Origin of the sequence: Burkholderia sp. AU38729 (assembly GCF_020419725.1) — a bacterium.
Classification (GTDB): Bacteria; Pseudomonadota; Gammaproteobacteria; order Burkholderiales; family Burkholderiaceae; genus Burkholderia.
Window position 1 is genome coordinate 185,949 of record NZ_JAIZQO010000006.1, and the last position, 23,887, is coordinate 209,835.

Consider the following 23,887-nt stretch of genomic DNA (forward strand, 5'->3'; position numbering starts at 1 on the left):
AGCGCACGACATGGTGACGCCGCCGATCCTGCAGTTCGGCACGAGCCGCTTCCTGCTCGCGCACGTCGACCTGTTCGTCTCCGAGGCGCTGGACGACGGCAACGCGATCGGCGGCATCGGCATCGTGCAGACGACCGGCAATCCGGCCAGCCGCGCCCGCATCGACGCGCTGCGCGCCACCGGCCGCTATCAGGTGCGGATTCGCGGGCGCGACCGCGGCGGCGTGGTCGACGAGGTCGTCGAGTGCCGCGCCGTGCAGCGCGCGTGGGACGCCGAGCGCGACTGGGCGGACATACGCGGCGCCGCGATCGACACGGTGCGCGTCATCGTGTCGAATACCGGCGACGCAGGCTATCGCGCCGACCCACGCGACGCCGCGGACCTGCTGGCCCACCCGGAGCACGCACCGCACGGCTTTCCGGCGAAGCTGCTCGCGCTGCTGCATGCGCGCTGGCAGGTGCGACCCGATGACGGCGTGTCGATCCTGCCGTGCGAACTGGTGACGAACAACGGCGACACGCTGCGCGACATCGTGCTGGGCCTGGCACGCCAGTGGCGGCTGCCCGACGCGTTCTCCGACTATCTGGGCAACCGCTGCACATGGGTCAACTCGCTCGTCGACCGCATCGTGTCCGAGCCGCTGCATCCGGTCGGCGCGATCGCGGAGCCCTATGCGTTATGGGCGATCGAACGGCGTGCGGGCATGATGCTGCCATGCGAGCACGCGCAGATCGTCGTCACCGACGATTTGCGCAGCCACGAGCGCCTGAAGCTGTTCTTCCTCAATCTCGGGCACAGCTGGCTCGCGGAGCAGTGGCTCACGGCGGGGCGCGACGCAGCGCAAACGGTGCTGGGCGCGATGAGCGATGCGCGGCTGCGCGACGGGCTCGAGGCCGTGTGGCGCGATGAAGTCGCGCCGGTATTCGTGGCGCTGGGCTTGCGCGAAACGGCCGAACGCTACGTCGACAGCGTGCGCGAGCGCTTGCTCAATCCGTTTCTCGCGCATCGCATCGCCGATATCGCGGTCAACCATCGCGAGAAGGTCGCGCGGCGGATCGCGCCGCTGCTCGCGCTCGCGGATTCGCTCGCGTTGCCGGCCGAACAACCGCGGTTGCGGCAACTCGTCGCCCGCCATGAACCGGCGGCCGGCGCTCCGGCGGCCGGCATCGCAATGACAGGGAGAAAGGCATCGTGAAGCAACCGGCAATCGTGATCCTTCACGGCAACGACAACGTCGCCGTCGCACTCGATGCGCTGGCGCCGGACGTGCCGATCGACGTGCGCGGCGCACCGCTGCAACCCGCGGACGCGATACCGGCCGGCCACAAGGTCGCCACCGCGCCGATCGCGCGCGGCGGCGCGATCGTCAAATGCGGGCAGCCGATCGGCGTCGCGCTGCGCGACATCGCCGCGGGCGAGCACGTGCACGTGCACAACGTCGGGATGCCCGATCGGCATGCACACGACGGCGCGCCTGCCGACGGCGCGCATGAGGTCGAGACGGATCGCCGCGATACCTTCGACGGCTTCGTGCGGCCCGACGGCAGCGTGGGGACCCGCAACTACGTCGGCGTGATCGCCAGCGTCAACTGTTCGGCGAGCGTGTGTCATGCGATTGCCGATGCCTACCGGCACGGCACGCTCGATGCGTTCGGTCACGTCGACGGCGTCGTCGCGATCACCCATCAGAGCGGCTGCGGCATGTCGGCGACCGGGGACGGCATCGAGCTGCTGCGACGCACGCTCGTCGGTTACGCACGCAACCCGAATTTCGCCGGCGTGCTGCTCGTCGGCCTCGGCTGCGAGGTCAACCAGGTCGGCGCGCTCGCGCAACGGCTCGATGCGGCGGCGCCCGGCACCGTGCGCACGCTGGTGATCCAGGACGAAGGCGGCGTGCGCGACACCGTGGCCAAAGGCGTGTCGATCGTGCGCGAACTGGTGGAGGCGGCCGACGGCGCGCGTCGCAGCGCCGTGCCGGCCTCGCGGCTGACGGTCGGCCTGCAATGCGGCGGGTCCGACGGCTACTCGGGCATCACCGCGAACCCGGCGCTCGGCGCGGCCATCGATCTGCTGGTCCGCAACGGCGGCACCGCGATCCTGTCCGAGACGCCCGAGATCTACGGCGCCGAGCATCTGCTGATCGCGCGGGCGGCGTCGCGCGACGTGGCCGAGCGTCTGCTCGGTCGATTGCAGTGGTGGGCGCGCTACGTCGCCGACAACGGCGGCGAAATGAACAACAACCCGTCGCCCGGCAACCTCGCCGGCGGCATCACGACGATTCTCGAGAAGTCGCTCGGCGCGGTGTCGAAGGGTGGCCGCTCGCCGCTGCGCGCGGTCTACGACTATGCGGAGCCGGTACGGCAAGCCGGGCTCGTGTTCATGGATACGCCGGGTTACGACCCGGTGTCGGCCACCGGGCAGATCGCCGGCGGCGCGAATCTCGTGTGCTTCACGACGGGCCGCGGTTCGGTGTTCGGCTCGAAGCCGGTGCCGACGATCAAGATCGCGACGACGACCGGCCTGTTCGAGCGGATGCGATCGGACATGGATTTCGACAGCGGCGGGATCGTCGCCGGTTCGCTCTCGGTCGGCGAAGCGGGCGAGCGGCTGTTCCGGCTGATGCTCGACGTCGCGTCCGGGCGGCCGTCGCGAAGCGAGGAGAACGGTATCGGCGACCGCGAATTCGTGCCCTGGCTGCGCGGCGCGGTCATGTGACGCGCGACGCGGTGTACGGCCGCCCGCGCAATCGGACTGGTAAGGAGACGTTGCGATGGAAACCATCATGCGCAAGCCGGCGACCGGCGAAGCCGGCCGCGGCGATCAACTGTCGGAACTGGAGAAGGGCTTGCTCGGCGAGGCGCTGCGCTTGCTCGCCGAGACGCGGGCGCGGGCGCTGGAACTCTGTGTCGAGGTGAACCGGCGACAGGGCGGCGCCACGCCGGATGTCCACGACTTCAACCTGCCGACGATCATCGAGCTGCAGCGGCGCTTCGGCACGCGGTCTTGCCCGTCGGGCGAAGCCGGTACGGCGGCGCCGGCCTGCTTTGCGTGAGGCCAGGCTCGGGCCCACGCCCAAGACGAAGCCCAAGCCCATGCCCAAGACGAAGCCGAAGCCCAAGCCCAAGCCCAAGCCCAAGCCCAAGCCCAAGCCCAAGCCCAAGCCCAAGCCCAAGCCCAAGCCCAAGCCGCCCGTGGGCGGCGCCGTTGCGGGATCGATCTTCGCCGCCGACTACGCCGCCGACAGCGTGACCGACACGCCCGTCGCGGTATAAACCGGCGTGGCCTTGAACCCGTCGACCGTCACCGTCGAGAACTTCGCGGCGGCCGCCGCGCCGTCGATCAGCGCGATGGTGTCGCCGGCCTTCGGCGTATAGCCGTTCACGAATTTCACGTGCAGCGTGCCGCCCGTGACGGTGAGCGGGCCGCCCACGCGCAGGCGTCCGCCGCCGTTGCCGTCGATGTCGAGTTCGAGCGTCGTGTTGTCGAGCTGCGTATAGCGGGTCGCGATCGTCACCGGTGCATTGGCCGCGATCTTCACGCCGCCGCCCGAGCCGACGTACACGTCGCCGTTGCCGAACGCCGTCGTCGACGCGGCCGCGAGCGTGCCGCCGCTCACCTGCGTGCCGCCCGTGTAGCGGTTGTTGCCCGCCAGCGTCAGCGTGCCGCTGCCTTGCAGCGTCAGCTTGCCGGCGCCCGCGACGTCGTTGCGCCACAGGTCGGCCGCATTGAGCCCGCCCTGCGACGCATCCATCGACACGATCACGTTGCCGTTGAACGCGCCGTAGCCGTCGGCGGCCGCGAACAGGTTCAGGCGGCCCCAGCCTTCCGCATCGTCCATGACCGGATAGCCGGACGGCACTTCGGTCGTCTTCAGCACGACGCGCCGCTGGTCGGCGCTCAGGTACGGGAAGCGCGTCTGCAGCAGGATCTCCGCGCCCTTCGGCACGACCGGCGGCGCGTCCGTCGATTCAATCGCGGCGAAGCCGAACGTCATGCGGCGCAGGAAGGCGGCCTTGTTCGTCGTGTAGTCGGCGAACCGGTCGGTGGCCGTCGTACCGGAGTGGGCGAATGCGGAGAAGGTCGTGGCGCTCGTCGCCGTCAGTTGTTGCAGCGTTTGATGGGCTTGCGTGTACGCGGCCTGCGCGTCGCTGGCGTACGCGGTCAGGTTCGCCGCGCTGACCGCCAGCGCGAGCATGCGGCCGCCGATCACGTCGAGCGGCGAGTGCATGCCGGCGAGGATCCGGTTCTCGCCCAGTTCGAGGCCGCGGCTGAGCATTTCCTGGAAGCGTTCCGGCACGAGCCACGCCATCGTCGTCGCATCGCGCACAGCCTCGGCCGTGTGGCCGCTGATGAAACCGCCGTCGGTCGCGGGCGTCGTGCTTTCCGCCGGCACGAGCGTCGGCGCGACCACCACGCTCGTGCTCCAGCGGTACGGGCGCGCATATTTGAAGAAGCGCTTCGACGGTTCGGTCGACGCGTTGTTGCCCATTTCGTTGAGCAGGTCGACAACTTTCCCGAAGCTGGCGTTGCCGCTGCTGCTGCCGACGCCGACGTTGTTGCCCGAGTCGTTATAGAGCACCGTCGTCGCGTCGGACGGAATGCTGGTGATGCTGGTCGTCTGCTGGGCCGCGGTGCGCCACGCGGCGGTGAGCGGGCCCATGCCGTCGGTCACGCTGAAGCCCTTGCCGCGCCGGTCGTCGTAGTACGCGGCATCAGCCTGCTGCGGCGTGCGGGCGGTCGTCGCGTTGACCACGTATTGCACGTTGGCCGACAGCACCGCATCGTTCAGGATCGTGCCGCACGACACGCCGCTGTTCGGCAGCCCGGAGCAGGTCGACGGCGAGATGGCCGGGAACGTGCCGTTCGCTGGCGCGCTCACGCCCGCATCGACCAGCATCGTCGCCGGTTGCCAGAGATCGAGGAAGCGGCTCAACACGCGCACCGCGGCGTTGGTCGACAGCGTCGCATAGCGTGCATCGCCGCGCTGGTTGGTCGCGACGTTGTCGACGAACGCGGGCGCGCTCGGGATCGGCGCGCTGTCGACGAAGCCGGGGTCGGCGGGCGGCGCGGGAACGGCCGCCGCCAGGGTGCTGGTCGACGTGACATCATCGCCGCCGCCGCACGCAGCCAGCACGATCGCACTCGACAAGGCTGCGACGTGCAGCGGAAAACGGCTTCGTGACGCAAACATGCAAGACTCCATCCTGATGGTCGAAGATGGCGAATTGTGGTGATGGATCGTTACGCGGCCGTTACGGAATTGTTTCGCATCGGATGCAATGCGCGCGAATTCCCACTATCTGGTTAATTTCGGGTGCTGAGCATGTCGGGCGACGGATTCGATGCGTCCATCGAGGGCACACGCACGGCGGGAGGCTATGCGCCGCCCACCCGCGTGTCGAGCCGGAACAGCGATACCGCGTCGGCAAGCCGGCCACCCTGTTCCTCGAGCGACTTCGATGCGGCGGCGGCCTGTTCGACGAGCGCCGCGTTCTGCTGGGTGACTTCATCCATTTGCGTCATGGCCAGATTGACCTGCTCGATGCCGCGGCTCTGCTCGTTCGATGCGGCCGCGATCTCGCCCATGATGTCGGTCACGCGCGCGATCGCATGCGTGACCTGGGTCATCGTCTCGCCCGCGTTGTTCGCGATCTGCGAGCCGTCCTGGATTTTCCGGACCGATTCCGAGATCAGCTCGCGAATTTCCTTCGCGGCGCTCGACGAACGCTGCGCGAGACTGCGGACTTCGCTGGCCACCACGGCAAAGCCGCGGCCCTGTTCGCCGGCGCGGGCGGCCTCCACGGCCGCGTTGAGCGCGAGGATGTTGGTCTGGAAGGCGATCCCTTCGATGATCGCGGTGATCTCGGCGATTTTGGCGGAGCTGGCGCTGATGTCCGTCATCGTGTCGACCATCAGGCCGACTGCCGTGCTGCCGCGCTGGGCGACTTCCGACGCGTTGTTGGCCAGCCCGCTTGCCTGCTGCGCATTGTCGGCGTTCAGGCGCACGGTGGAGGTCAGTTGCTCCATGCTCGATGCGGTCTCCTGCAGTGACGCGGCTTGCTGTTCCGTGCGGGAGGAGAGGTCCTGGTTGCCGGACGCGATTTCGCCGGCGCCCGTCGCGACATTGCCGGATGCCGTGCGGACTTCCGAGATCAGGCGGGTCAGGTTCGCCTGCATGTCGCGCATGGAAGCCAGTACGCTGCCGGCCGGCGCGGCACCGGTCGACGATTCGGTACCGAGGTCGCCGGCGGCGATCCGGCGTGCGATCTCGCTGAGCACGGCAGGCTCCGTGCCGAGCGCGCGCAGCAGGCCGCGGGTGATGAAGACGCCCAGGATCGCGGCGGCGGCTGCCGCCGTGATACACATGACGATCAGCATCAGTCGTTGTGATGCATAGCGGTCGGCCGATTCCGTCACCAGTTGCTCGCCTTGCGCGCGGGCGAACGTCGCATAGGCGTCGGTGGCGCTGACAAGCCTGGCCAGCAGCGGCCGACACTGTTCGTTGATCATCGTGATCGCCTGATCGCGCCGGTTGTTCGCCGCCGCGTCGACGATGGCGCGCGCCACGGGGCCGTACTGCGCCTCGACCGCGCCGATTTGCCGAACCAGTTCGCGGGCCTTGTCGGTCGCGCCGCTCCCCTCGCGCACTGCATTCGTCAGTTCGCCCAGCAGCGCGCCGACGTCGCGGTCGGCCTGCAGCGCCGCGTCCTTCTCGATGTCCGCGTCGCGCGGTGCGGTCGCCAGCACCTGGTTGCGGGCGGCGATCGCACGCCGGTCGACCGCGACGCGAACCTTGTCCGCCAGGATGGCACGGGCGTTGGTGCCATTGACGTAATGGTCGAATGCCGCGTTCGCATTGCCGAGCGATACGATGCCCAGCATGGAGACGAGCAGCACCATGCACGTCAGGAGACTGAACGCCAGGGTCAGCTTCGTGCGAACCGTTAATCGTCGATTATTCATGTGAGCAGTCCAGTTTCATTGATATCAAGTAGCGTTCCTTATTATCGGATTGGTACATGAACAATTTAGGACTGTTGTCCGACGCAATCGTTTGCGTAGAGGTCGCTGCCGAAAAAGATGCTGGCCACGATCCGTGGCCGATCAGGTCAAGCCACGCGAGCGTGTTGCTCCGTTTCCGCGCAACACACGCGGTTGCGGCCTTCGCGCTTCGCACGATAAAGCGCCATGTCCGCCTGATGCGACAGCGCGTGCACTGACGGAGGGCGCGCGCGATGGCCGGTCGCGCAGCCGATGCTGACGGTGAACGCCGGCACGGTGTCCGCGAACCCGTCGAGCCGGTTGCGTTCGACTTCGCGGCGAATCGCCTCCGCGACCTGCGCGGCTCCGCTTTCGTCCGTATCCGGCAGCACCGCGACGAACTCCTCGCCGCCGTAGCGCGCGGCGAGATCGCCGCGCCGTCGCGTGTGGGTGCGGATGCATTCGGCGAGAACGCGCAGCGCCGTGTCGCCCACCGCATGGCCGTGCCGGTCGTTGTACTGCTTGAAGTGGTCGGCATCGATGAACAGGATCGACAGGCTGCCGTTGCTGCCCCGCTGCAGCCGTTCCCATTCGTCGCCCAGCGCGATATCGAGTGCGCGGCGGTTGCACAGGCCCGTCAGCGGATCGGTCCGGGTGAGATCCATGAGCAGCGTCTGCTTGCGCAGGTTGTCCCGCAGCGCAAACGCGAGCAGCCAGACCACCGCGCAGAAGAGTGCGCTGATCACGGTGGCGGACACGCCTACCGTCCACGACAGGCGCGTGATGCTCGCCAGCACGTCGCGCTCGGCCGGCGCGACGACGGCGATCAGCGGCGTGCCCGGCACCCGCTGGTACGTATACAGCCGCATGATGCCGTCGATGGTCGAACGAGCGGGGTAGAAGCCCGACTCACTGTGCACCATCCGGTCGAAGGCTTTCGAGCGGCGCAGGTGGTTCATCTGGTTGTCGTTCAACGACGGATTTCGCGCGAGGATCGTGCCGTCCGCGCGCAGGATCGCGCTGACCCCGTTCGGCCCGACATCGAGACCGGACAGGAGCTGCTCGAAATAGGCGATGTCGAGGGCGACCACCGCGATGCCGTTGAACGTATGGTCCGGCCGGTCGATCCGGCGCGACAGCGCGATCGATTCCTTGCCGCCGCGCGAGCGTGCGCGATAGGCCTCGGACACGTAGAGGCCGACGTTGTCGGCATCGCGATGGACCTTGAAGTAGTCGCGATCGCTGAAATCCCAACGATGGGTCGTGCCGCAGCAGCCGTCGATCAACTGGCCGCGCCGGTCGGTCACGCCCATGCCGGTCACGTATTGCGCGGCGGTGCGCTCGAACAGCAGGTCGTGCCGCAGCCCGGCATCCATGCGCCGCACCGCGGGCTTGCCGAGATCGGACGCGAGCGCGACCAGCGCGTTGTTCGACGTTTCGACGGTGCGCGCGATCTGGCTCACCAGCACGGCGGCGACGTTGCGCGACGTCTCGTGCGCGTGGTCGATCACTTCGCTGCGCCCGACCCACAGGGTCGCCGCGCTGATCCCGAGCGCCGCCAGCGACATCAACGTGCCCAATGCCCCGACGACAAGGTGGTTGCGTCCGGCCCAGTCGGCGATTTTCTCGATCGAGGTGGTTGCGGCCATGCTCGTGCTCGTGTGGGATGCCGGCGGCAGTGGGGCCGGCGCGGGTCAAACCTGGGTTAACGGCACGGTTAACAGAAAATCGAGGCCCTGCAGGGCCGCCCGTGGGCGCGAGCGATCGCACACGGGAGCGCAAACGTATGCGAGGCCGCCTGGCTGTTCCTGTCAAGCCCTGCATCGGGCGTTCGCCGCGCCCGGAACGATGTGCGGCGACACGCGCCGCCGCCACGTCGATTGATAACCCTTCGACATCAATCCTTCCAAAAATTGCACTTATCGTTTGCCCGGCGACGAGCGAACATGCCGGAAAACGACAATCGATCCACCCCTCCCGCGTATTTCCGGATTTTCAGGAGACACCCGATGCACCCCTCGTCCAGCCTTCCGAACGCCCGTTCGAAGGCCGCTGCGGTTTTCCGCGTCACCGCCGGGAATTTTCTCGAGCAGTTCGACTTCTTCCTGTTCGGCTTCTACGCCACGCAGATCGCCAACGTTTTCTTTCCCGCGCAAAGCGAGTTCGCATCGCTGATGATGACCTTCGCCGTGTTCGGCGCCGGCTTCCTGATGCGGCCGCTGGGCGCCATCGTGCTGGGCGCGTATATCGACGATGTCGGCCGCCGCAAGGGCCTGATCGTCACGCTGTCCATCATGGCGAGCGGCACCGTCCTGATCGCGTTCGTGCCGGGCTACGCGACGATCGGCCTGCTGGCGCCCGCGCTCGTGCTGCTCGGGCGGCTGCTGCAGGGCTTCTCCGCCGGCGCGGAACTGGGCGGCGTCTCGGTGTATCTCGCCGAACTGGCGACGCCCGGCCGCAAGGGCTTCTTCACGAGCTGGCAATCCGCCAGCCAGCAGGTCGCGATCGTCGTCGCGGCGGGCCTCGGCTTCGCGCTCAATCAATGGCTGAGCGCGTCGGCCATCGCCGCATGGGGATGGCGCGTGCCGTTCTTCGTCGGCTGCATGATCGTGCCGTTCATCTTCATGCTGCGCCGTAACCTGGAGGAAACCCAGGAGTTCAAGGCGCGCAAGCATCGCCCGGGCATGAAGGAAGTGTTCGGGACGCTGGTGCAGAACTGGGGCGTCGTGGTGGCCGGCATGATGCTGGTCGCGATGACCACCACGAGCTTCTATCTGATCACGGTCTACGCACCGACCTTCGGCAAGACGGTGCTGCACCTGAGCACCGCCGACAGCCTGCTCGTGACGCTCTGCGTCGGCGTGTCGAACTTCGTGTGGCTGCCGATCGGCGGCGCGCTGTCCGACCGGATCGGCCGCCGGCCGCTGCTGGTCGGCATGACGGTGCTCACCGTCGTGACCGCCTACCCGGCGCTGTCGTTGCTTGCTCACGCGCCGTCGTTCGTCAACATGCTGCTCGTCCTCCTGTGGCTCTCGTTCATGTACGGGATCTATAACGGGGCGATGGTCGTGGCGCTCACGGAAGTGATGCCGGTGCAGGTGCGCGTCGCCGGCTTCTCGCTCGCGTACAGCCTCGCGACGGCCGTGTTCGGCGGCTTCACGCCGGCCATTTCGACCGCGCTCATTCACGCGACGGGCGACAAGGCCGCACCGGGCTACTGGATGAGCTTCGCCGCGGTGTGCGCGCTGCTGGCGACGTTCGCGCTCTATCGTCGCCGCACGGCGACGCTGACGCCCGCGCATTGAGGCCCCGGGCCATCCGGAATGCTTGCCAACCCAGACGAATCCGCACGACCACGACCATGATCATGAGAAACCTGCTCCCGAAATTTTGCGCGGCCGCGCTCGTCCTGGCCACGGCAGTGGCCGCCAACGTGCAGGCCGCCGAACTGCACGTGATGAGCTCGGGCGGCTTCACCGCCGCCTACAAGCTGCTCGGCCCCCGGTTTGCATCAACGACGGGTAACACGCTCGATACCGCGCTCGGCCCGTCGATGGGCAAGTCGCCCGAGGCGATTCCGAACCGGCTCGCGCGCGGCGAGCCCGCCGACGTCGTCATCATGGTCGGCTATGCGCTGGACGACCTGATCAAGCAGGGCAAGGTCATCCCCGGATCGCGCGTCGAGCTGGCCGACTCGCGCATCGGCGCGGTCGTGCGCGACGGCTCGGCAAAACCCGACGTCGGTTCCCCCGAAGGTCTCAAGCAGGCGCTGCTGCACGCGAAGTCGATCGCGTATTCGGACAGCGCGAGCGGCGTCTACATCGAGCGCGAGCTGTTCAAAAAACTCGGCATCGAGGATCAGGTGAAGTCGAAGGCGAAGATGATTCCGCGCATTCCGGTGGCATCGGTCGTCGCGAACGGCGACTACGAGATCGGCTTCCAGCAGGTCAGCGAGCTGCTGCCGGTCAAGGGGGCGACCTTCGTCGGCAAGATCCCCGAATCGCTGCAGTCGGTCACGCGCTTCGCGGCCGGCATCCCCGTCGGCGCGCAGCATCCGGCTGAAGCGAAGGCACTGCTCGACTATCTTGCGTCGCCCGACGTGCAGGCCGACGTGAAATCGACCGGGCTGGATTCCGTCCCCGCTCATTGAGCCTGATCGACGGGAAGGTTGGCGTCAGACCGCCTTCCCGTCACCGTCGCCGCCGGCCTCCGTGGCGGCACTCTCCGCATCGACCCCGTTCGGGGCGACCGGCCCCCCGGCAGCGAGCCGCTGCGCAAGATGCGTGCGATCGCATGCGCCTTCCCACATCGACACGAAGATCACCGCGCACGCATTGCTGATCACGCTCGTCAGCGCACGCGCCTCGGACATGAAACGGTCGATGCCGACCAGTAGTGCGACACCGGCGACGGGCAGGTCGCGCATGACGGCGAGCGTGGCGACCAGCGCCACCAGCCCGCTACCGGAAACACCGGCCGCGCCCTTGGAGGTGAGCAGCATCACGGCGAGCATCACGGCGATCTGGGACGCGGAAAGGGGCACGTCGCACGCCTGCGCGATGAACAACGCGGCGAGCGTCAGATAGATCGCGGTGCCGTCCAGGTTGAACGAATAGCCCGCCGGCAGCACGAGCCCCACGACACCCTTGTCGCACCCGAGCGATTCCAGCTTGACGATCAGGCGCGGCAGAACAGGCTCCGACGAGGATGTCGCGAGGACGATGAGCAACTCTTCGCGCAGGTAGCGCAACAGCCGCCACAGCGCGAAGCCGTGCAGGCGCGCGAGCGGCGCGAGCACCAGCGCGACGAACAGCGCGCAGGCCGCATAGAAGGACACCGCCAGCTTCGCGAGCGAGCCGACCGAACCGATCCCGAAGCGGCCCACCGTGAAGGCCATCGCGCCGAATGCGCCGAGCGGGGCGAGCCGCATGATCATCGCGAGCACGCGAAAGACCACCTGGGCGACCCCGTCGATCAGCGCAAGAACGGGCTGCCCGGCCCGCCGGTGCGCATTCAGCGAGAAGCCGAACAGCAGCGACAGCAGCAGCACCGGCAACACCTCGCCTTGCTGGAACGCGCCGAGCATCGTCTCGGGGATCACGCTCAGCCCGAATGCCACGAGCCCGCGCGGCTGCGCCTCCTTCGCGTACTGCGCGAGGATGCTCGCATCGAGATGGTGAACGTCGATGTGCAGGCCGGCGCCGGGACGCAGCACGAACGCGATGACGAGCCCGACGGCGAGCGCGACGGCGGTCAGCAGATAGAAGAGCGCCAGCGCGCGAACGATCGTGCGGCCGATGGCCTTCCCGTTCGCCAGTGACGTGATGCCCGAGACGATCGTGCAAAAGACGATCGGCGCGATGGTCATCCGCACGAGCCCGACGAACGCGTCGCTGAGCGGTTTGAGCGCCGCGCCCGCGTCAGGCCATACGTGACCGACGGTCACGCCGAGCAGCATCGCGAGCAGGACCTGCACGTAGAGCGATTTGAGCAGCCTGGCCAACCTCACGGAACGGTCTTCCTTCGTGTCGCTTGTGTCGTTGTCACGCCGAGGCATCGCTGCTTGCGATGCCGTCGCGCTTCGCGTCGACGATCATCCGGTGAAACGCCTCGGCGGCCGGCGTGAGCGGCCGTCCGCGCCGCTTGACGATGCCCACCCGGCGTTTGACGACCGGCTCGACGAGCGGCACGCTCGTGAGAATCGGATGGTCGTGCCCGGGCATCGCCATCGAGGGCACCGCGGCGACGCCGAGCCCCGCCTCGATCAAGCCGAGCAGGGTCGTCACGTGGCGCGCTTCGCACACGCTCGGCCCACGCGGCGCCACGGCGGCCAGCGCCTGGTCGAGCAACAGACGGTTCCCGGAAGTCTTGTCCACCGACACGTAATCGTGCTCGTACAGTTCGTTCCAGGTCACGCGCTTCTTGCGCGCGAGCGGATGGTCGCGGCGGCACGCGGCGACGAAGCGTTCCTGGAGCAGCATCTTGAACTCGATGTCGGCTTCCTGGCTGCCCATGAAGCTCACGCCGAAATCGGCTTCGCCGCTGATGACGGCGCCCAGCACCTCGTTCGCGCTCGCGTCCAGCAGCTTGACCCGGATGCGCGGAAAGCGCCGATGATAGCGCGCGATGATGGCCGGCAGAAAGTAGTAGGCGACCGACGGCACGCACGCGATGGTCACATGGCCCAGGCGGCTCGACGACACGTCGCGAATGCCGAGCAGCGCCGCGTCGAGATCGTCGAGCAGTTGTTCGGCGCTCTGGGCGAACACGCGGCCGACCGTGGTGAGCGCGACGCGACGCGTGGTGCGCTCGAACAGGCGCACGCCCAGCGCTTCCTCGAGCTTGTCGATCCGGCGGCTCAACGCGGGCTGCGAAATGCTGACCGATTCCGCGGCCTTTCGGAAGCTGCCCGTTTCCACGACCGCGCGAAACGCCTGCAAGTCGTTCAAGTCGAAGTTGATCCCCACGGGCGCGTCTCCGCATCTCAGATGGGGCGTATTTTGCATGATTTCGCCGGGCGGCCGCATCGGCGCGGCATGCATCCGCGCCACCCTTGATCGCAACCGCGTGCGCGAGGGTGCGGTCTTGCCGCCGATCCGCCGCGCGTCGATGTCGATGGGGCGTCGCGGCCCCGGGCGTTACGGCGCAAGCAGGCCGCGTGCGGCCAGATTCGCATACAGCGCGCGCACGCCGAAGGTCCACGGCGCGATCTCGGTGCACAGCCGCACGGTGTTGACGAGTGCGCCGAGTGCGGGCGTTGAGAGGGTGACGCGGTCGCCCAGGTGATGCGTGAATCCGCTGCCGGACGCGTCGCGGTCCTGGATCGGCGAAAACATCGTGCCGAGGAACAGCATGAAACCGTCCGGATACTGGTGATGCGCGCCGCAGGTCTGCGCGACGAGGTCGAGCGGGTCGCGGCTGATCTCGCGCATGTGGCTGATGCCGTCGAGGACGAAGCCGTCGTCCGCGCCTTCGACGCGCAGCGACACGCTGGCCTGCCGGACATCGTCCAGTGTGAAGCCGTCATCGAACAGCCGCACGAACGGGCCGATCGCGCACGAGCCGTTGTTGTCCTTGCATTTGCCGAGCAGCAGCGCCGAGCGGCCTTCGATGTCGCGCAGGTTCACGTCGTTGCCGAGCGTCGCGCCCACCGGCCTGCCGCCGCTGGAAACCGCGAGCACGATCTCCGGTTCGGGGTTGTTCCAGACCGACACGGGCAGCAGGCCCACGTCTGCCCCGAAGCCCACGGCGGACATCGGCTGCGCCTTCGAGAACACCTCGGCATCGGGGCCGATGCCGACTTCCATGTATTGCGACCACGCGCCGCGGCGTTCGAGTTCCGCCTTCAGACGCAGCGCGGCGTCCGAGCCCGGCACGATCTTCGACAGATCGGTGCCGATGGTGGCCGCGATGGTCGCGCGCACGTCCGCTGCTTTCACCGGGTCGCCGCCGGCCTGTTCCTCGATCACGCGTTCGATCAGGCTGACGGCGAAGGTCACGCCGCAGGCCTTGATGGCCTGCACGTCGCACGGCGCGAGCAGGTGGGTCGCGCCGCGCGTGCCGTCGAGCGCCGCCTGCAGCAGCGGCTCGACGCGACCGAGCGATTCGCCGGGCGTCGTGCGCGCGAGGGCGGCGGCGTCGGCGCGGTCGAACAGGTCCGCGGTGGTCGGTACGGTGCGCGAGATGTCGATCACTTCGCCGTCGCGCACGGCAACGACGCTCGGGCCCGCATGGGCGCCGTCGTGCCGCCACACACGGCCGATCAGCAGCGCTTGCGCCAGATCGTGCGGCAGGCAGTCGGAAACGGAAAGAGTACGCATGGTCGGCTCGGCAAGGGTCGTGGGCAGGGAGGGTCAGTGCGAATGGCGCGGGTTGCCGCGTTGTTCGATCACCTTCAGGTACAGCGTGGCGGGCTCGAGGCAGCCGCCGGTGGACAGCTGGCCGACGAACTGGCGATAGAGTGCCTGCCACGGCGTTTGCGCCTGCGGCACCGTGAAGCTCGCCGTCTCGCGACGGCGCGCGAGTTCATCCTCGTCCACGAGCACGTCGACGCTGCGGCGATTCAGGTCCACGCGAATGCGGTCGTTCGTGCGCAGCAGCGCGAGGCCGCCGCCGACCGCCGCCTCGGGCGACACGTTCAGGATCGACGGGCTGGCCGACGTGCCGCTCTGGCGCCCGTCGCCCAGGCAGGGCAGCGAGCTCACGCCGCGCTTCACGAGTTCGGCCGGCGGCGCCATGTTGACGACTTCCGCGCTGCCCGGATAGCCGACCGTGCCGCAGCCGCGAATCACGAGGATGCAGCGCTCGTCGATGTTCAGCGCGGGATCGTTGATGCGCGCGTGGTAGTCCTCGGGGCCTTCGAACACGATTGCGCGGGCCTCGAACGTGTTCTCCGCGCCCGGCTCGGCCAGATAGGTCCGGCGGAACGCTTCACCGACCACCGACATCTTCATGATCGCGCTGTCGAAGAAGTTGCCCGACAGCACCATGAAGCCCGCGCCATGCTTGAGCGGTGCATCGGGCGTATGGATCACGTCGCGGTCGGCGTCGGGCGCGGTGTCGGCGATCTCGCCGATCGCGCGGCCGGACACGGTCAGGCAGTCGCGCCGCAGCAGGCCGGCCGCATCGAGCTGGCGCAGCACCGCGGGCACACCGCCGGCGCGGTGGAAGCTCTCGCCGAGGTATTCGCCGGCCGGCATGCAGTTGACGAGCAGCGGCACGGATTCGCCGAGGCGTTGCCAGTCGTCCAGGCTCAGTTCGACGCCCATGTGGCGCGCGATCGCGATCAGGTGCGGCGGGCAGTTGGTCGATGCGCCGAGTGCGGACGCGACGACGATCGCATTCTCGAACGCCGCGCGCGTCATGATCGCCGACGGGCGCACGTCTTCGCGCACGAGCTCGACCGCGCGCTTGCCGGTGGCGTACGCCATCTGGCCGCGCTCGCGGTACGCGGCGGGGATGCTTGCGCAGCCCGGCAACGACATGCCGAGCGCCTCGGCCAGGCTGTTCATCGACAGCGCGGTGCCCATGGTGTTGCAATGGCCGATCGACGGCGACGAAGCCGTGGTCAGCTGCATGAAGCCTTCGTAGTCGATCTCGCCGGCGGCGAGCAGGTTGCGCGCATGCCAGATCACCGTGCCCGAGCCGACGCGCTTGCCGTCGTGCCAGCCGTCGAGCATCGGCCCGCCCGACAGCACGATCGCCGGCAGGTCGACGGTCGCGGCCGCCATCAGGCAGGCAGGCGTGGTCTTGTCGCAACCGGTGGTCAGGACCACGCCATCCAGCGGGAAGCCGTGCAACACTTCCACCAACCCGAGGTACGCGAGGTTGCGGTCGAGTGCGGCGGTCGGCCGGCGGCTTTGCTCGGCCAGCGGATGCACGGGGAATTCCATCGGAATGCCGCCCGCGTCGCGGATGCCCGCCTTCGTGCGCTCGGCCAGTTCGATGTGGTGGCGGTTGCACGGCGCGAGGTCGCTGCCCGTCTGCGCAATGCCGATCACGGGGCGGCCCGACTGCAACTCCTCGCGCGTCAATCCGTAGTTCATGAAGCGCTCGACATAGAGCGCGGTCATGTCGGCATGCGCGGGATCGTCGAACCATTCCTGGCTGCGCAGGCGGCGCGGGGGCTGTGACATGGCGGGCTGTCTCCGAAGGGCCTCGTTCATTGTTGCATGCCGGATTGGTACCGGTAACATCGAGTGGATGTTAGCACGGGGTTTTTGCGTGGCGGAAGGGAATTTTGTGTGCGGGCGGCGGAGGGGACGGAGAAAGCGCGGCGCGCGATGCACAGGTTTCGATCCAGTCGAACGGCACCGTATCGACGCACATCGGCCGTCAACCCGGCCTTTCGTTCGTGCGATGGCGGGGCGGCGTAAGGGCAGGGGAGCGGTGCGCAATCGCGTCGTTCGCGCGCGCCTCGAGCGCACGCCGGTTCCCGCCGGGCGCGACCGGCCCGGTCGCCGGCCCGTCACGCGCTTTCGCGCGCGACGATCGTGTAGTCGATACGGATGCTTTGCGAATCGACCGGCTCGCCGCCGTCGCGCGCCTGCAGTGCCGCCAGCAGCGCCTCGCCCGTGCGCAGGCCGATGCCGTATGCGTCGACCGATACGGTCGTGATGGCAGGGTGGCAGCACGTCGCCACTTCGAAGTTCCCGAAGCCGGCCACCGCGATGTCCTCGGGCACGGACAGGCCGCGCCGGTGGCATTCCATGATCGCGCCGAATGCCGACATGTCGCTGACGCACATCACGGCATCGGTGTCCGGCCACTGCGCGAGCAGGGCCGCCATCGCGGGCCCGCCGTGGCTCATGGTGATCGGCGATTCGCCCAGCCGCACGATGCGCGGCTCACCGAGTTTCAGCGCCTTGATCTCCGCCTGGTATCCCTTGAGCCGGTCGAGGCCGCGCCGATCCAGCTCGCTCGCGCCGCCCAGAAAACCGATGCGCCGGTAACCGCGCTCGGCCAGATGCCGCACCATCGCACGTGCGGCGCGCACGTTCGAGAAGCCGACGGCGGTGTCGATCGGATGAGTGGGCAGGTCCCACATCTCGACCACGGGAATAGCCGAGCGTTCCAGCACCTTGCGTGTCGCATCGGTGTGCTGCGCGCCCGTCAGCGCGATGCAGCGCGGCTGGTGCCGCAACATCGAGCGCACGAGCCGTTCCTCGCGTTCGAGATCGTAGTCGGTGTCGCCGAGCAGCAACTGGAGGCCTTCGGGTTCGAGCGCGTCGGTCAGGCCGCGCACGGTGTCGGAGAAGTTGGAGCTCGACAGCGACGGCACCAGCACCGCGACGAATTCCGATCGCCCCGACGACAACGCGCCGGCGGCCGCGTCGGCCACGTAGCCGAGCTGGTCGATCGCCGCGCAGACCCGCGCGCGCGTCTCGGCGGCCACGCTGTGGCCGGCGAGCACGCGCGACACAGTCATCTTCGATACGCCGGCGAGGCGCGCTACGTCGGACATGCGGGGCGGCCCGGCAGGCCGGACGGCGGTGGGACTGGGCATCGGAATCGCGATCGGACGGAAGCTGGAAAGGCTCCATCATACCGGTGCCGCAGCCGCGTTCATGCGTGCCGCGCCGCCCCGTCGCGGTGATGCGCGCACTAGGGAAACCACGCGTTCGCCGGCGCTTGTACGCGCCGGTTGACGCGTGCTACCTTCCAATGCGTTACCGGTATCAGTGCGTCGATTGCTCCCCGCTGCCTCATCGGCGTTTTTTTTGCCACGGAATGTTATCGGTAACATCGATGTGTCGAAGAACCGCCGGTACGAAGAAGACCTACACAATCAGGAGACAGACCGATGCCATCCATTACGCAGGCCGCTGCCGCCCCGGCCGCGGCCGATTCATCCGACGATGCCCTGTATCGCAAGGTGATGCGGCGCATCCTGCCGTTGCTGCTGCTCTGTTACGTCGTGGCCTATCTGGATCGCGTGAACGTGGGCTTTGCGAAGCTGCAGATGCTCGACGACCTGAGCTTGAGCGACGGCGTCTATGCGCTCGGCGCCAGCATTTTCTTCTGGGGCTATTTCCTGTTCGAGATGCCCAGCAACCTGTTGCTGCACCGCTACGGCGCGCGCTTCTGGATCGCGCGGATCATGATCACGTGGGGCATCGTGTCGTCGTCGATGGCGTTCATCGTGCCGCTCGCGCAGTTCTTCCACGTGCAGACGTCCACCATGTTCTACACGTTGCGCTTCCTGCTGGGCCTGTGCGAAGCCGGCTTTTTCCCGGGCGTCATCCTGTACCTGAACTACTGGTTTCCGGCGCGCCGCCAGAGTGTGGCCATGTCGGGATTCCTGGTCGCGATCCCGCTGAGCCTGACGCTCGGCAGCGTGGTCTCCGGCTGGCTGATGGAGCACACGCACGGTCTGTCGGGCATGAGCGGCTGGCAATGGATGCTGCTGCTCGAAGGGCTGCCGTCGATCGTGGTGGCGTTCGTCGTGCTGGCCTGCCTGGGCGACGGCCCGAAGTCGGCGAAGTGGCTGTCCGGCGACGAAAAGGCACGGCTGGCGCGCAACCTCGAAACCGAAGCCGCGCACAAGTCGCACAGCATCGGCGCCGCGCTGCGCAGCCCGCGCGTCTGGCTGCTCACCTTCATCCTGCTCACGTTCAATACCGGCTTCTACGGGCTGGCGTTCTGGCTGCCGTCGATCATTCGCGCGTCGGGCGTGCAGAGCCCGCTGCATATCGGCGTCCTGACCGCCATTCCGTACCTGACGGCCATCTTCGCGATGGTGTGGAACGCGTCGCACTCGCGCAAGACCGGCGAGCGCCGCCTGCACGCGGCGATTCCCGCGCTGATCGGCGGGGTCGGCCTGATCGCGAGCGCGGCGTTGGCGCACAACGTCGCGCTGTCGATCGTATTCCTGACCATCGCGACGTGCGGCATCCTCGCGCTGATGCCGATCTACTGGACCTTTCCGGGGCAGATACTTTCCGGCACGGCCGCGGCGGCCGGCATTGCGCTGATCAACTCGGTGGGCAACCTGTCCGGGTTCACGGGCTCGATGATCACCGGTGTTGCCAAGCAGATGACCGGCGACATCAACAACGGCACCTATGCGCTGGGCGCGTGCCTGCTGGTCAGCTGCGTGCTGATCGCGTTGATTCCGCGCGACGTGCTGCAGCCGCCGGCAGGGCGGTAGGGCGTTCGGCCGGGCCGGGCATCGCGCTGCCCGGCGTTGGATGTCTCACGGCACGTGGGATCGTCACAAGCGGGACTTTCGGCAAAAGCGGGACCTCGTGTGAGTTCGCTCGACCCTCACACGCGGCATGCCGGATGCCTCGAGCCACGGACACCTGGCGCACGACCCGGTTGTCTCGTAGGCGGCCGTCATGCGTCCTCCAGTGCGACGCGCACCTTGTTTCCGAGCGTGCGCAACCGTTCGACCGGTTCGTTCGAGAACACGAAACGGACATACTGCTCGCCGTGTGCGACGCCCCATCCGGTCATCGCCGTCACACATACGCCGCGGCGCAGCAACCGCTCCGACATCTGCGATCCGGTCAGGCCCCCGTCGGAGACACGCAGCAGCATCGACCAGCCGCCCGCCGGCATGCCGAACGGGAGCCCGGACAGTTCGGCGGCGATCGTGTCACGCCGCCTTTCGAGTTCGCTCACGTAGCCGGGCAGATCGGACGCAGAATGTTCGAGCGCGACCGCCGCAGCCTCCTGGGCAATGCCGACCGGTACCACGACATTGGCGAGCGACACGGCCACCAGATCGGGAATCAGCCATTCCGGCGCGACGATCCAGCCGACCCGCCAGCCAATCATGCGCAGCTCCTTCGACGCCGCGCCGACCGTCACCGTCCGCTCGGCCATGCCGGGCAGGCCGGCGGGATGGATGACCATGCGTCCATCGAACAGCAGCCGCTCCATCGCACTGTCGAGGATCAGCAGCAGATCGTGCTGCACACACAGGCTCGCGATCAGTTGCCAGTCGGACGCATCGAAGACACCGCCCGAAGGCATCGACGGCGACATCAGCAGCATGGCCCGCGTTTTCGGGCCGATTGCCGCCCGCAGCGCGGCCTGATCGAGCTTCCATTCGCCGCCCGGCGTGAAGGCAAACGGGACTTGCCGCGGCACGCCGCCCGCCAGGCGGATGCGGTTCAGCAGACCCGCGTAGGTCGGATCGGTGACGATCACTTCGTCGCCGGTCTCGACGGTGGCAAGCAGCGTGTTCAGAATGCCGGAGAGCCCGCCCGCCGACACCACCACCTGGTCGGCCGTGAAGCGCTGCCCCGAAAGCGCCGACACGTGGGCGGCAGCGCTCGCGCGCAGCCGATCCTGACCGACGAATGGCAAATAGGAGTTGGCCGAGTCTCGCTCGATGGCCTCCCGGGTGAAGGCGAGCGCCTCTGCAGTGGGCGGGATGTCGGTATCGAGATTTTCGAGCCGCAACAGGTCGACGTCGGCATGATCGGCGATCGAACCCATGCGATCGACCCCGATGCCGGCAATGTGCTGCAGACGCACAGGACGGTGGTGGCGCATCGAGCCTCCGATTTTGTTACAATTTAATAGATAATATATGCATGGTGGTCGGCATGAACTTTGAAGTCAAGGACGATCGCTCGCTGGCCGATCGGATCGCTGCCGCCTTGGCGGACCGCATCATCTCGGGCGTCATCGCGCCGGGAGAGTGGCTGCGCCAGGACCACATCGCGGCAGAGTTCGGCGCGAGCCATGTGCCGGTACGCGAGGCGTTCAGGCGGCTGGAAGCGCAGGGGCTGGCCGTGGTGGAACCGCGAAGGGGCGTGCGGGCGGCGCCGCTCGAGCCGGCGGACGTGCTTGAAATGGCCAAGATGCGCGCTGCTTTCGAGGCGCTGGCGCTGCGCGAGGCGATGCCCGCTCTCGACGCCCGTGCGCTGGAGGAACTCGATGCGATCCTCGATCAGGAGTCGGCGGCGCGCGGTATCGCCGTGCTCGGCACGCTGAACCTCAGGTTTCATCGCGCATTGACCGCGCGGTGCGGGATGCCGCGGCTCATCGACGCAATCGGCGACATGCATCGGGCCAGTTCGCGGCATCTGTACGCGACGTGGCAGCAACTCGACTGGCAGGATCGCTCGAACGACGAGCACCGAAACATCGTCCGGGCGATACGCGACGGCGATGTGGACGCAGCGTGTGCTGCGCTGTCCGCGCATATTCTGGCGGCGGGGGATGCGCTGGCTGAGGCGTTGCGTAGCCGGTAGGCGCGCGGGGGCAAGCTGGTGTCGTCGAGTGGTCGCAAAGGCCAGGTTTGGGAATGGCTGCATCCGACGAATGCCGAGGCTGCGCGATCGATGCTGCAACGCTATCGCCGCAGGCGAGACGGCGGCCGAGCCAACCTGACTCTTGGCCTCCTGTCCGGCCGGTGGCAGAGACGCGTTGCAGGCCCATAAGCTGCGTCGGTGTTTCACAACTGAATCATTCGCGCCGATCTTCCCCCATTCCGTGTGCATCCGCTTGCAGGTGGGTTGCGCCGTCGACTGCGCGTCGACGCTTCACGGTTCATGTCTGAAACATTTCCCCCCTCTCACGCCTTCCTTCATCGGTGTCGCAAGACGCTGTCCCCGCGCGTCAACCGTGTGCGACCGATGGTGCGCAATTTGCTTGTTCGCTGACCGTGCATGGGGGAACGCATGCGGGAAGAAGCAATGAGAGCGCGTCGAACATCGCGTCAGTTTCTTATACGGGGAACAAGAATCATGAATCGACGACACTGGAAGCAGCAGCGGGGCGTTGCGGTTGTTGAATTCGCATTGGTGCTCCCTTTGTTGTTGTTGATCCTGTTCGGCATTATCGAATTCGGTCTCGTTATGTTCGATCAGGCCGTCATAACCAACGCGAGCCGCGAAGGTGCGCGAGCCGGGATCGTTCTGAAATCCCCCAAAGCTTCCACGACGGATATTCAGAATGTCGCGCTCAATTACTGCCAGACTCACTTGATCAGCCTGGGTAGCGCGTCAAAGCCTACCGTTGCCGTTCCGTCGGGGCAGGGCGGGAGTTTCGGCACACCGCTAACGGTGACGGTCACGTATAAATTCACCGGCCTGGCTCTCGGGTCGTGGATCGGGCCATTGACCAAGCTGCTGACCTTGACAGCGACCACCGTCATGAACAACGAGTGAGGAGCCGGCCATGGATCACACTCGTTTCCGAGGTGGGCGGTCATCGCGCACGTGCAGACATTCGAAGTACGCTGGCCTCGCTTCGAAGCGCCGCCGGGATCAGCGAGGTGCGGTAGCGATTACGGTCGCTTTCTTGCTGACGATACTGCTCGGTTTTGGCGCCCTGGCGATCGACGTCGGCTATCTTTTTGTCGTGCGCAACGAGCTTCAGAATGCCGCCGACGCTGCAGCGTTGGCCGGTGCGCCATGTATCTATCCGCGAGCGCAATGCGGCAACACGAAGTCGACGGCCCCCGATTGGGCCACGGCGCAGGCGCAGACGGTACAGAGCGTTTCGTTGAACAAGTCGTCAAATATGACGCTGGTCGGATACGCGACCGATGTGACGTACGGCTATTGGGACGTGACGGGAAGCGTCAAGGGTCTTCAAACCACCAAGCCGGCGTCGCCGGCCGTCGGCGAGCCGGCCGTGCAAGTCGTCGTCACGCGTTCGGGAACGAAAAACGGTGGCGGCGTTCCTTCCTTTCTGGCGAAGGTCTTAGGTTTTCAGTCGGTACCCGAGAGCGCGGTGGCTGTCGCGGTCATTTCGGATCCCGGCAATGTCGGCGCCGGCGCGCTCTTCCCGGTTGCGATGACGAAATGCATGTACGACCAGTATTGGGATTCGACGAACGGAAAACCCAAGGTCGCAACCTCCACGACGCCGCCTGGCCCTGGTCAACCCAATCAGGTCGCCGGTCAGCCGTACACTTTTTACGTGACCTCGTCCTACCATGCCGGGCCTTGCGAGGCGAGTCAGTGGACGACGTTCGATACCACCGCCAATGATGTGCCGACGGTGCGGAACCTGATAGCCAGCGGCAATCCGAATCCGGCAGCGGTCGGCTCGCCGAGCGGCGTTTGCTCGACCGCTGACAACACGTGCACGTATATCCAGCCCGGCACGAAGACGACACTGTATTCGTCCGTCAACGCGTGCAGTGCGGCCGGCACGAAGGCCTGTGAATATGTGCTGATCCCGATTGTTCAGGATCTCACGACGTCGTCCTACGAGCGGATTCTGGCATTTGCATGTGTGCACATTGACGGCGCGAGTGGCGGGAGTGCGAAATACATCCAGATGGAGATGAGCAACAATCCGGACAAATGCCAGGCGTCAGGGGCGGGTGGCATCGGGGCCAACTACGGCGCGTACTCGCCTGCGCGCCTGGTCGAATGAGCGAAAGGAGATCACCGACATGTCGATCGGCCCGGGCACCGGTGAGCGGCCGTTCGATCCG

At 67.2% G+C, this 23,887-nt stretch carries 19 protein-coding genes; 10 read left to right on the forward strand and 9 right to left on the reverse strand.

Annotated features, from left to right (window positions below):
• Positions 1 to 13: 13 nt before the first annotated feature.
• From LGM56_RS17735 to LGM56_RS17750, 4 genes are read left to right on the forward strand one after another with little or no spacing between them, the layout of a single operon-like run.
• Positions 14 to 1,195, forward strand: coding sequence for a mannitol dehydrogenase family protein (locus tag LGM56_RS17735; RefSeq protein ID WP_226206393.1), 1,182 nt, complete (start codon positions 14 to 16; stop codon positions 1,193 to 1,195).
• On the forward strand, positions 1,192 to 2,715 hold the full coding sequence (locus tag LGM56_RS17740; RefSeq protein ID WP_226206071.1) for a UxaA family hydrolase: 1,524 nt from the start codon (positions 1,192 to 1,194) through the stop codon (positions 2,713 to 2,715). Before LGM56_RS17735 ends, LGM56_RS17740 begins: the two co-directional genes overlap by 4 nt.
• Positions 2,716 to 2,770: 55 nt before the next feature.
• The gene (locus LGM56_RS17745) at positions 2,771 to 3,052 is read left to right on the forward strand and encodes a hypothetical protein (protein WP_226206072.1); all 282 of its coding nucleotides are present in this window, start codon (positions 2,771 to 2,773) and stop codon (positions 3,050 to 3,052) included.
• Positions 3,053 to 3,092: 40 nt separating this feature from the next.
• Positions 3,093 to 3,272 (forward strand): hypothetical protein, encoded by a 180-nt coding sequence (locus LGM56_RS17750; protein ID WP_226206073.1) that lies wholly within the window; start codon positions 3,093 to 3,095, stop codon positions 3,270 to 3,272.
• Here LGM56_RS17750 and LGM56_RS17755 read toward each other — a convergent pair.
• From LGM56_RS17755 to LGM56_RS17765, 3 genes are all read right to left on the reverse strand, one after another.
• Entirely contained in the window at positions 3,230 to 5,191 is a 1,962-nt protein-coding gene (locus LGM56_RS17755) for a phosphatase PAP2 family protein (RefSeq protein ID WP_226206074.1), read from the reverse strand. The two genes, LGM56_RS17750 and LGM56_RS17755, sit on opposite strands and share 43 nt — an antisense overlap.
• Before the next feature lie 185 nt (positions 5,192 to 5,376).
• A complete protein-coding gene (locus LGM56_RS17760) occupies positions 5,377 to 6,963 on the reverse strand; it encodes a methyl-accepting chemotaxis protein (RefSeq protein WP_226206075.1) in 1,587 nt (528 codons plus the stop codon).
• 146 nt (positions 6,964 to 7,109) lie between these two features.
• Positions 7,110 to 8,630 carry a sensor domain-containing diguanylate cyclase gene (locus LGM56_RS17765; protein ID WP_226206077.1) on the reverse strand — a complete coding sequence of 507 codons (1,521 nt, stop codon included), beginning with the start codon at positions 8,628 to 8,630 and terminating at the stop codon, positions 7,110 to 7,112.
• Between the two features lie 360 nt (positions 8,631 to 8,990).
• Here LGM56_RS17765 and LGM56_RS17770 point away from each other — a divergent pair, with 360 nt between their 5' ends.
• Positions 8,991 to 10,286: an MFS transporter gene (locus tag LGM56_RS17770; protein WP_089498383.1), complete on the forward strand. Its 1,296-nt coding sequence runs from the start codon at positions 8,991 to 8,993 to the stop codon at positions 10,284 to 10,286.
• Between the two features lie 62 nt (positions 10,287 to 10,348).
• Positions 10,349 to 11,131: a substrate-binding domain-containing protein gene (locus LGM56_RS17775; protein WP_089499037.1), complete on the forward strand. Its 783-nt coding sequence runs from the start codon at positions 10,349 to 10,351 to the stop codon at positions 11,129 to 11,131.
• Between the two features lie 24 nt (positions 11,132 to 11,155).
• Here the strand turns inward: LGM56_RS17775 and dctA are convergent, their stop codons facing one another.
• The 5 genes from dctA to LGM56_RS17800 all read right to left on the reverse strand — a co-directional run bounded on the left by dctA (position 11,156) and on the right by LGM56_RS17800 (position 17,986).
• Positions 11,156 to 12,490, reverse strand: coding sequence for a C4-dicarboxylate transporter DctA (gene dctA, locus LGM56_RS17780; protein ID WP_226206079.1), 1,335 nt, complete (start codon positions 12,488 to 12,490; stop codon positions 11,156 to 11,158).
• Positions 12,491 to 12,524: 34 nt separating this feature from the next.
• On the reverse strand, positions 12,525 to 13,448 hold the full coding sequence (locus tag LGM56_RS17785) for a LysR family transcriptional regulator (RefSeq protein ID WP_089443889.1): 924 nt from the start codon (positions 13,446 to 13,448) through the stop codon (positions 12,525 to 12,527).
• 171 nt (positions 13,449 to 13,619) lie between these two features.
• Positions 13,620 to 14,801, reverse strand: a complete 1,182-nt coding sequence (locus LGM56_RS17790) for a fumarylacetoacetate hydrolase family protein (protein WP_226206081.1) — start codon at positions 14,799 to 14,801, stop codon at positions 13,620 to 13,622.
• Between the two features lie 33 nt (positions 14,802 to 14,834).
• Complete coding sequence (locus LGM56_RS17795; protein ID WP_226206082.1) at positions 14,835 to 16,616, reverse strand: IlvD/Edd family dehydratase; 1,782 nt, start codon at positions 16,614 to 16,616, stop codon at positions 14,835 to 14,837.
• Between the two features lie 332 nt (positions 16,617 to 16,948).
• The gene (locus tag LGM56_RS17800; RefSeq protein WP_185634173.1) at positions 16,949 to 17,986 is read right to left on the reverse strand and encodes a LacI family DNA-binding transcriptional regulator; all 1,038 of its coding nucleotides are present in this window, start codon (positions 17,984 to 17,986) and stop codon (positions 16,949 to 16,951) included.
• 297 nt (positions 17,987 to 18,283) lie between these two features.
• Between LGM56_RS17800 and LGM56_RS17805 the strand changes: the two genes are divergently transcribed.
• The gene (locus LGM56_RS17805) at positions 18,284 to 19,630 is read left to right on the forward strand and encodes an MFS transporter (RefSeq protein WP_226206084.1); all 1,347 of its coding nucleotides are present in this window, start codon (positions 18,284 to 18,286) and stop codon (positions 19,628 to 19,630) included.
• A gap of 188 nt (positions 19,631 to 19,818) precedes the next feature.
• Here the strand turns inward: LGM56_RS17805 and LGM56_RS17810 are convergent, their stop codons facing one another.
• Positions 19,819 to 20,985 (reverse strand): pyridoxal phosphate-dependent aminotransferase, encoded by a 1,167-nt coding sequence (locus LGM56_RS17810; RefSeq protein ID WP_226206086.1) that lies wholly within the window; start codon positions 20,983 to 20,985, stop codon positions 19,819 to 19,821.
• 53 nt (positions 20,986 to 21,038) lie between these two features.
• Here LGM56_RS17810 and LGM56_RS17815 point away from each other — a divergent pair, with 53 nt between their 5' ends.
• The 3 genes from LGM56_RS17815 to LGM56_RS17825 all read left to right on the forward strand — a co-directional run bounded on the left by LGM56_RS17815 (position 21,039) and on the right by LGM56_RS17825 (position 23,826).
• Positions 21,039 to 21,689, forward strand: a complete 651-nt coding sequence (locus tag LGM56_RS17815; protein ID WP_226206088.1) for a GntR family transcriptional regulator — start codon at positions 21,039 to 21,041, stop codon at positions 21,687 to 21,689.
• A 495-nt stretch (positions 21,690 to 22,184) separates the two neighbouring features.
• Complete coding sequence (locus LGM56_RS17820) at positions 22,185 to 22,607, forward strand: TadE/TadG family type IV pilus assembly protein (RefSeq protein WP_226206090.1); 423 nt, start codon at positions 22,185 to 22,187, stop codon at positions 22,605 to 22,607.
• Between the two features lie 118 nt (positions 22,608 to 22,725).
• A complete protein-coding gene (locus LGM56_RS17825) occupies positions 22,726 to 23,826 on the forward strand; it encodes a pilus assembly protein TadG-related protein (protein ID WP_226206394.1) in 1,101 nt (366 codons plus the stop codon).
• The last annotated feature ends 61 nt before the right edge of the window (positions 23,827 to 23,887 follow it).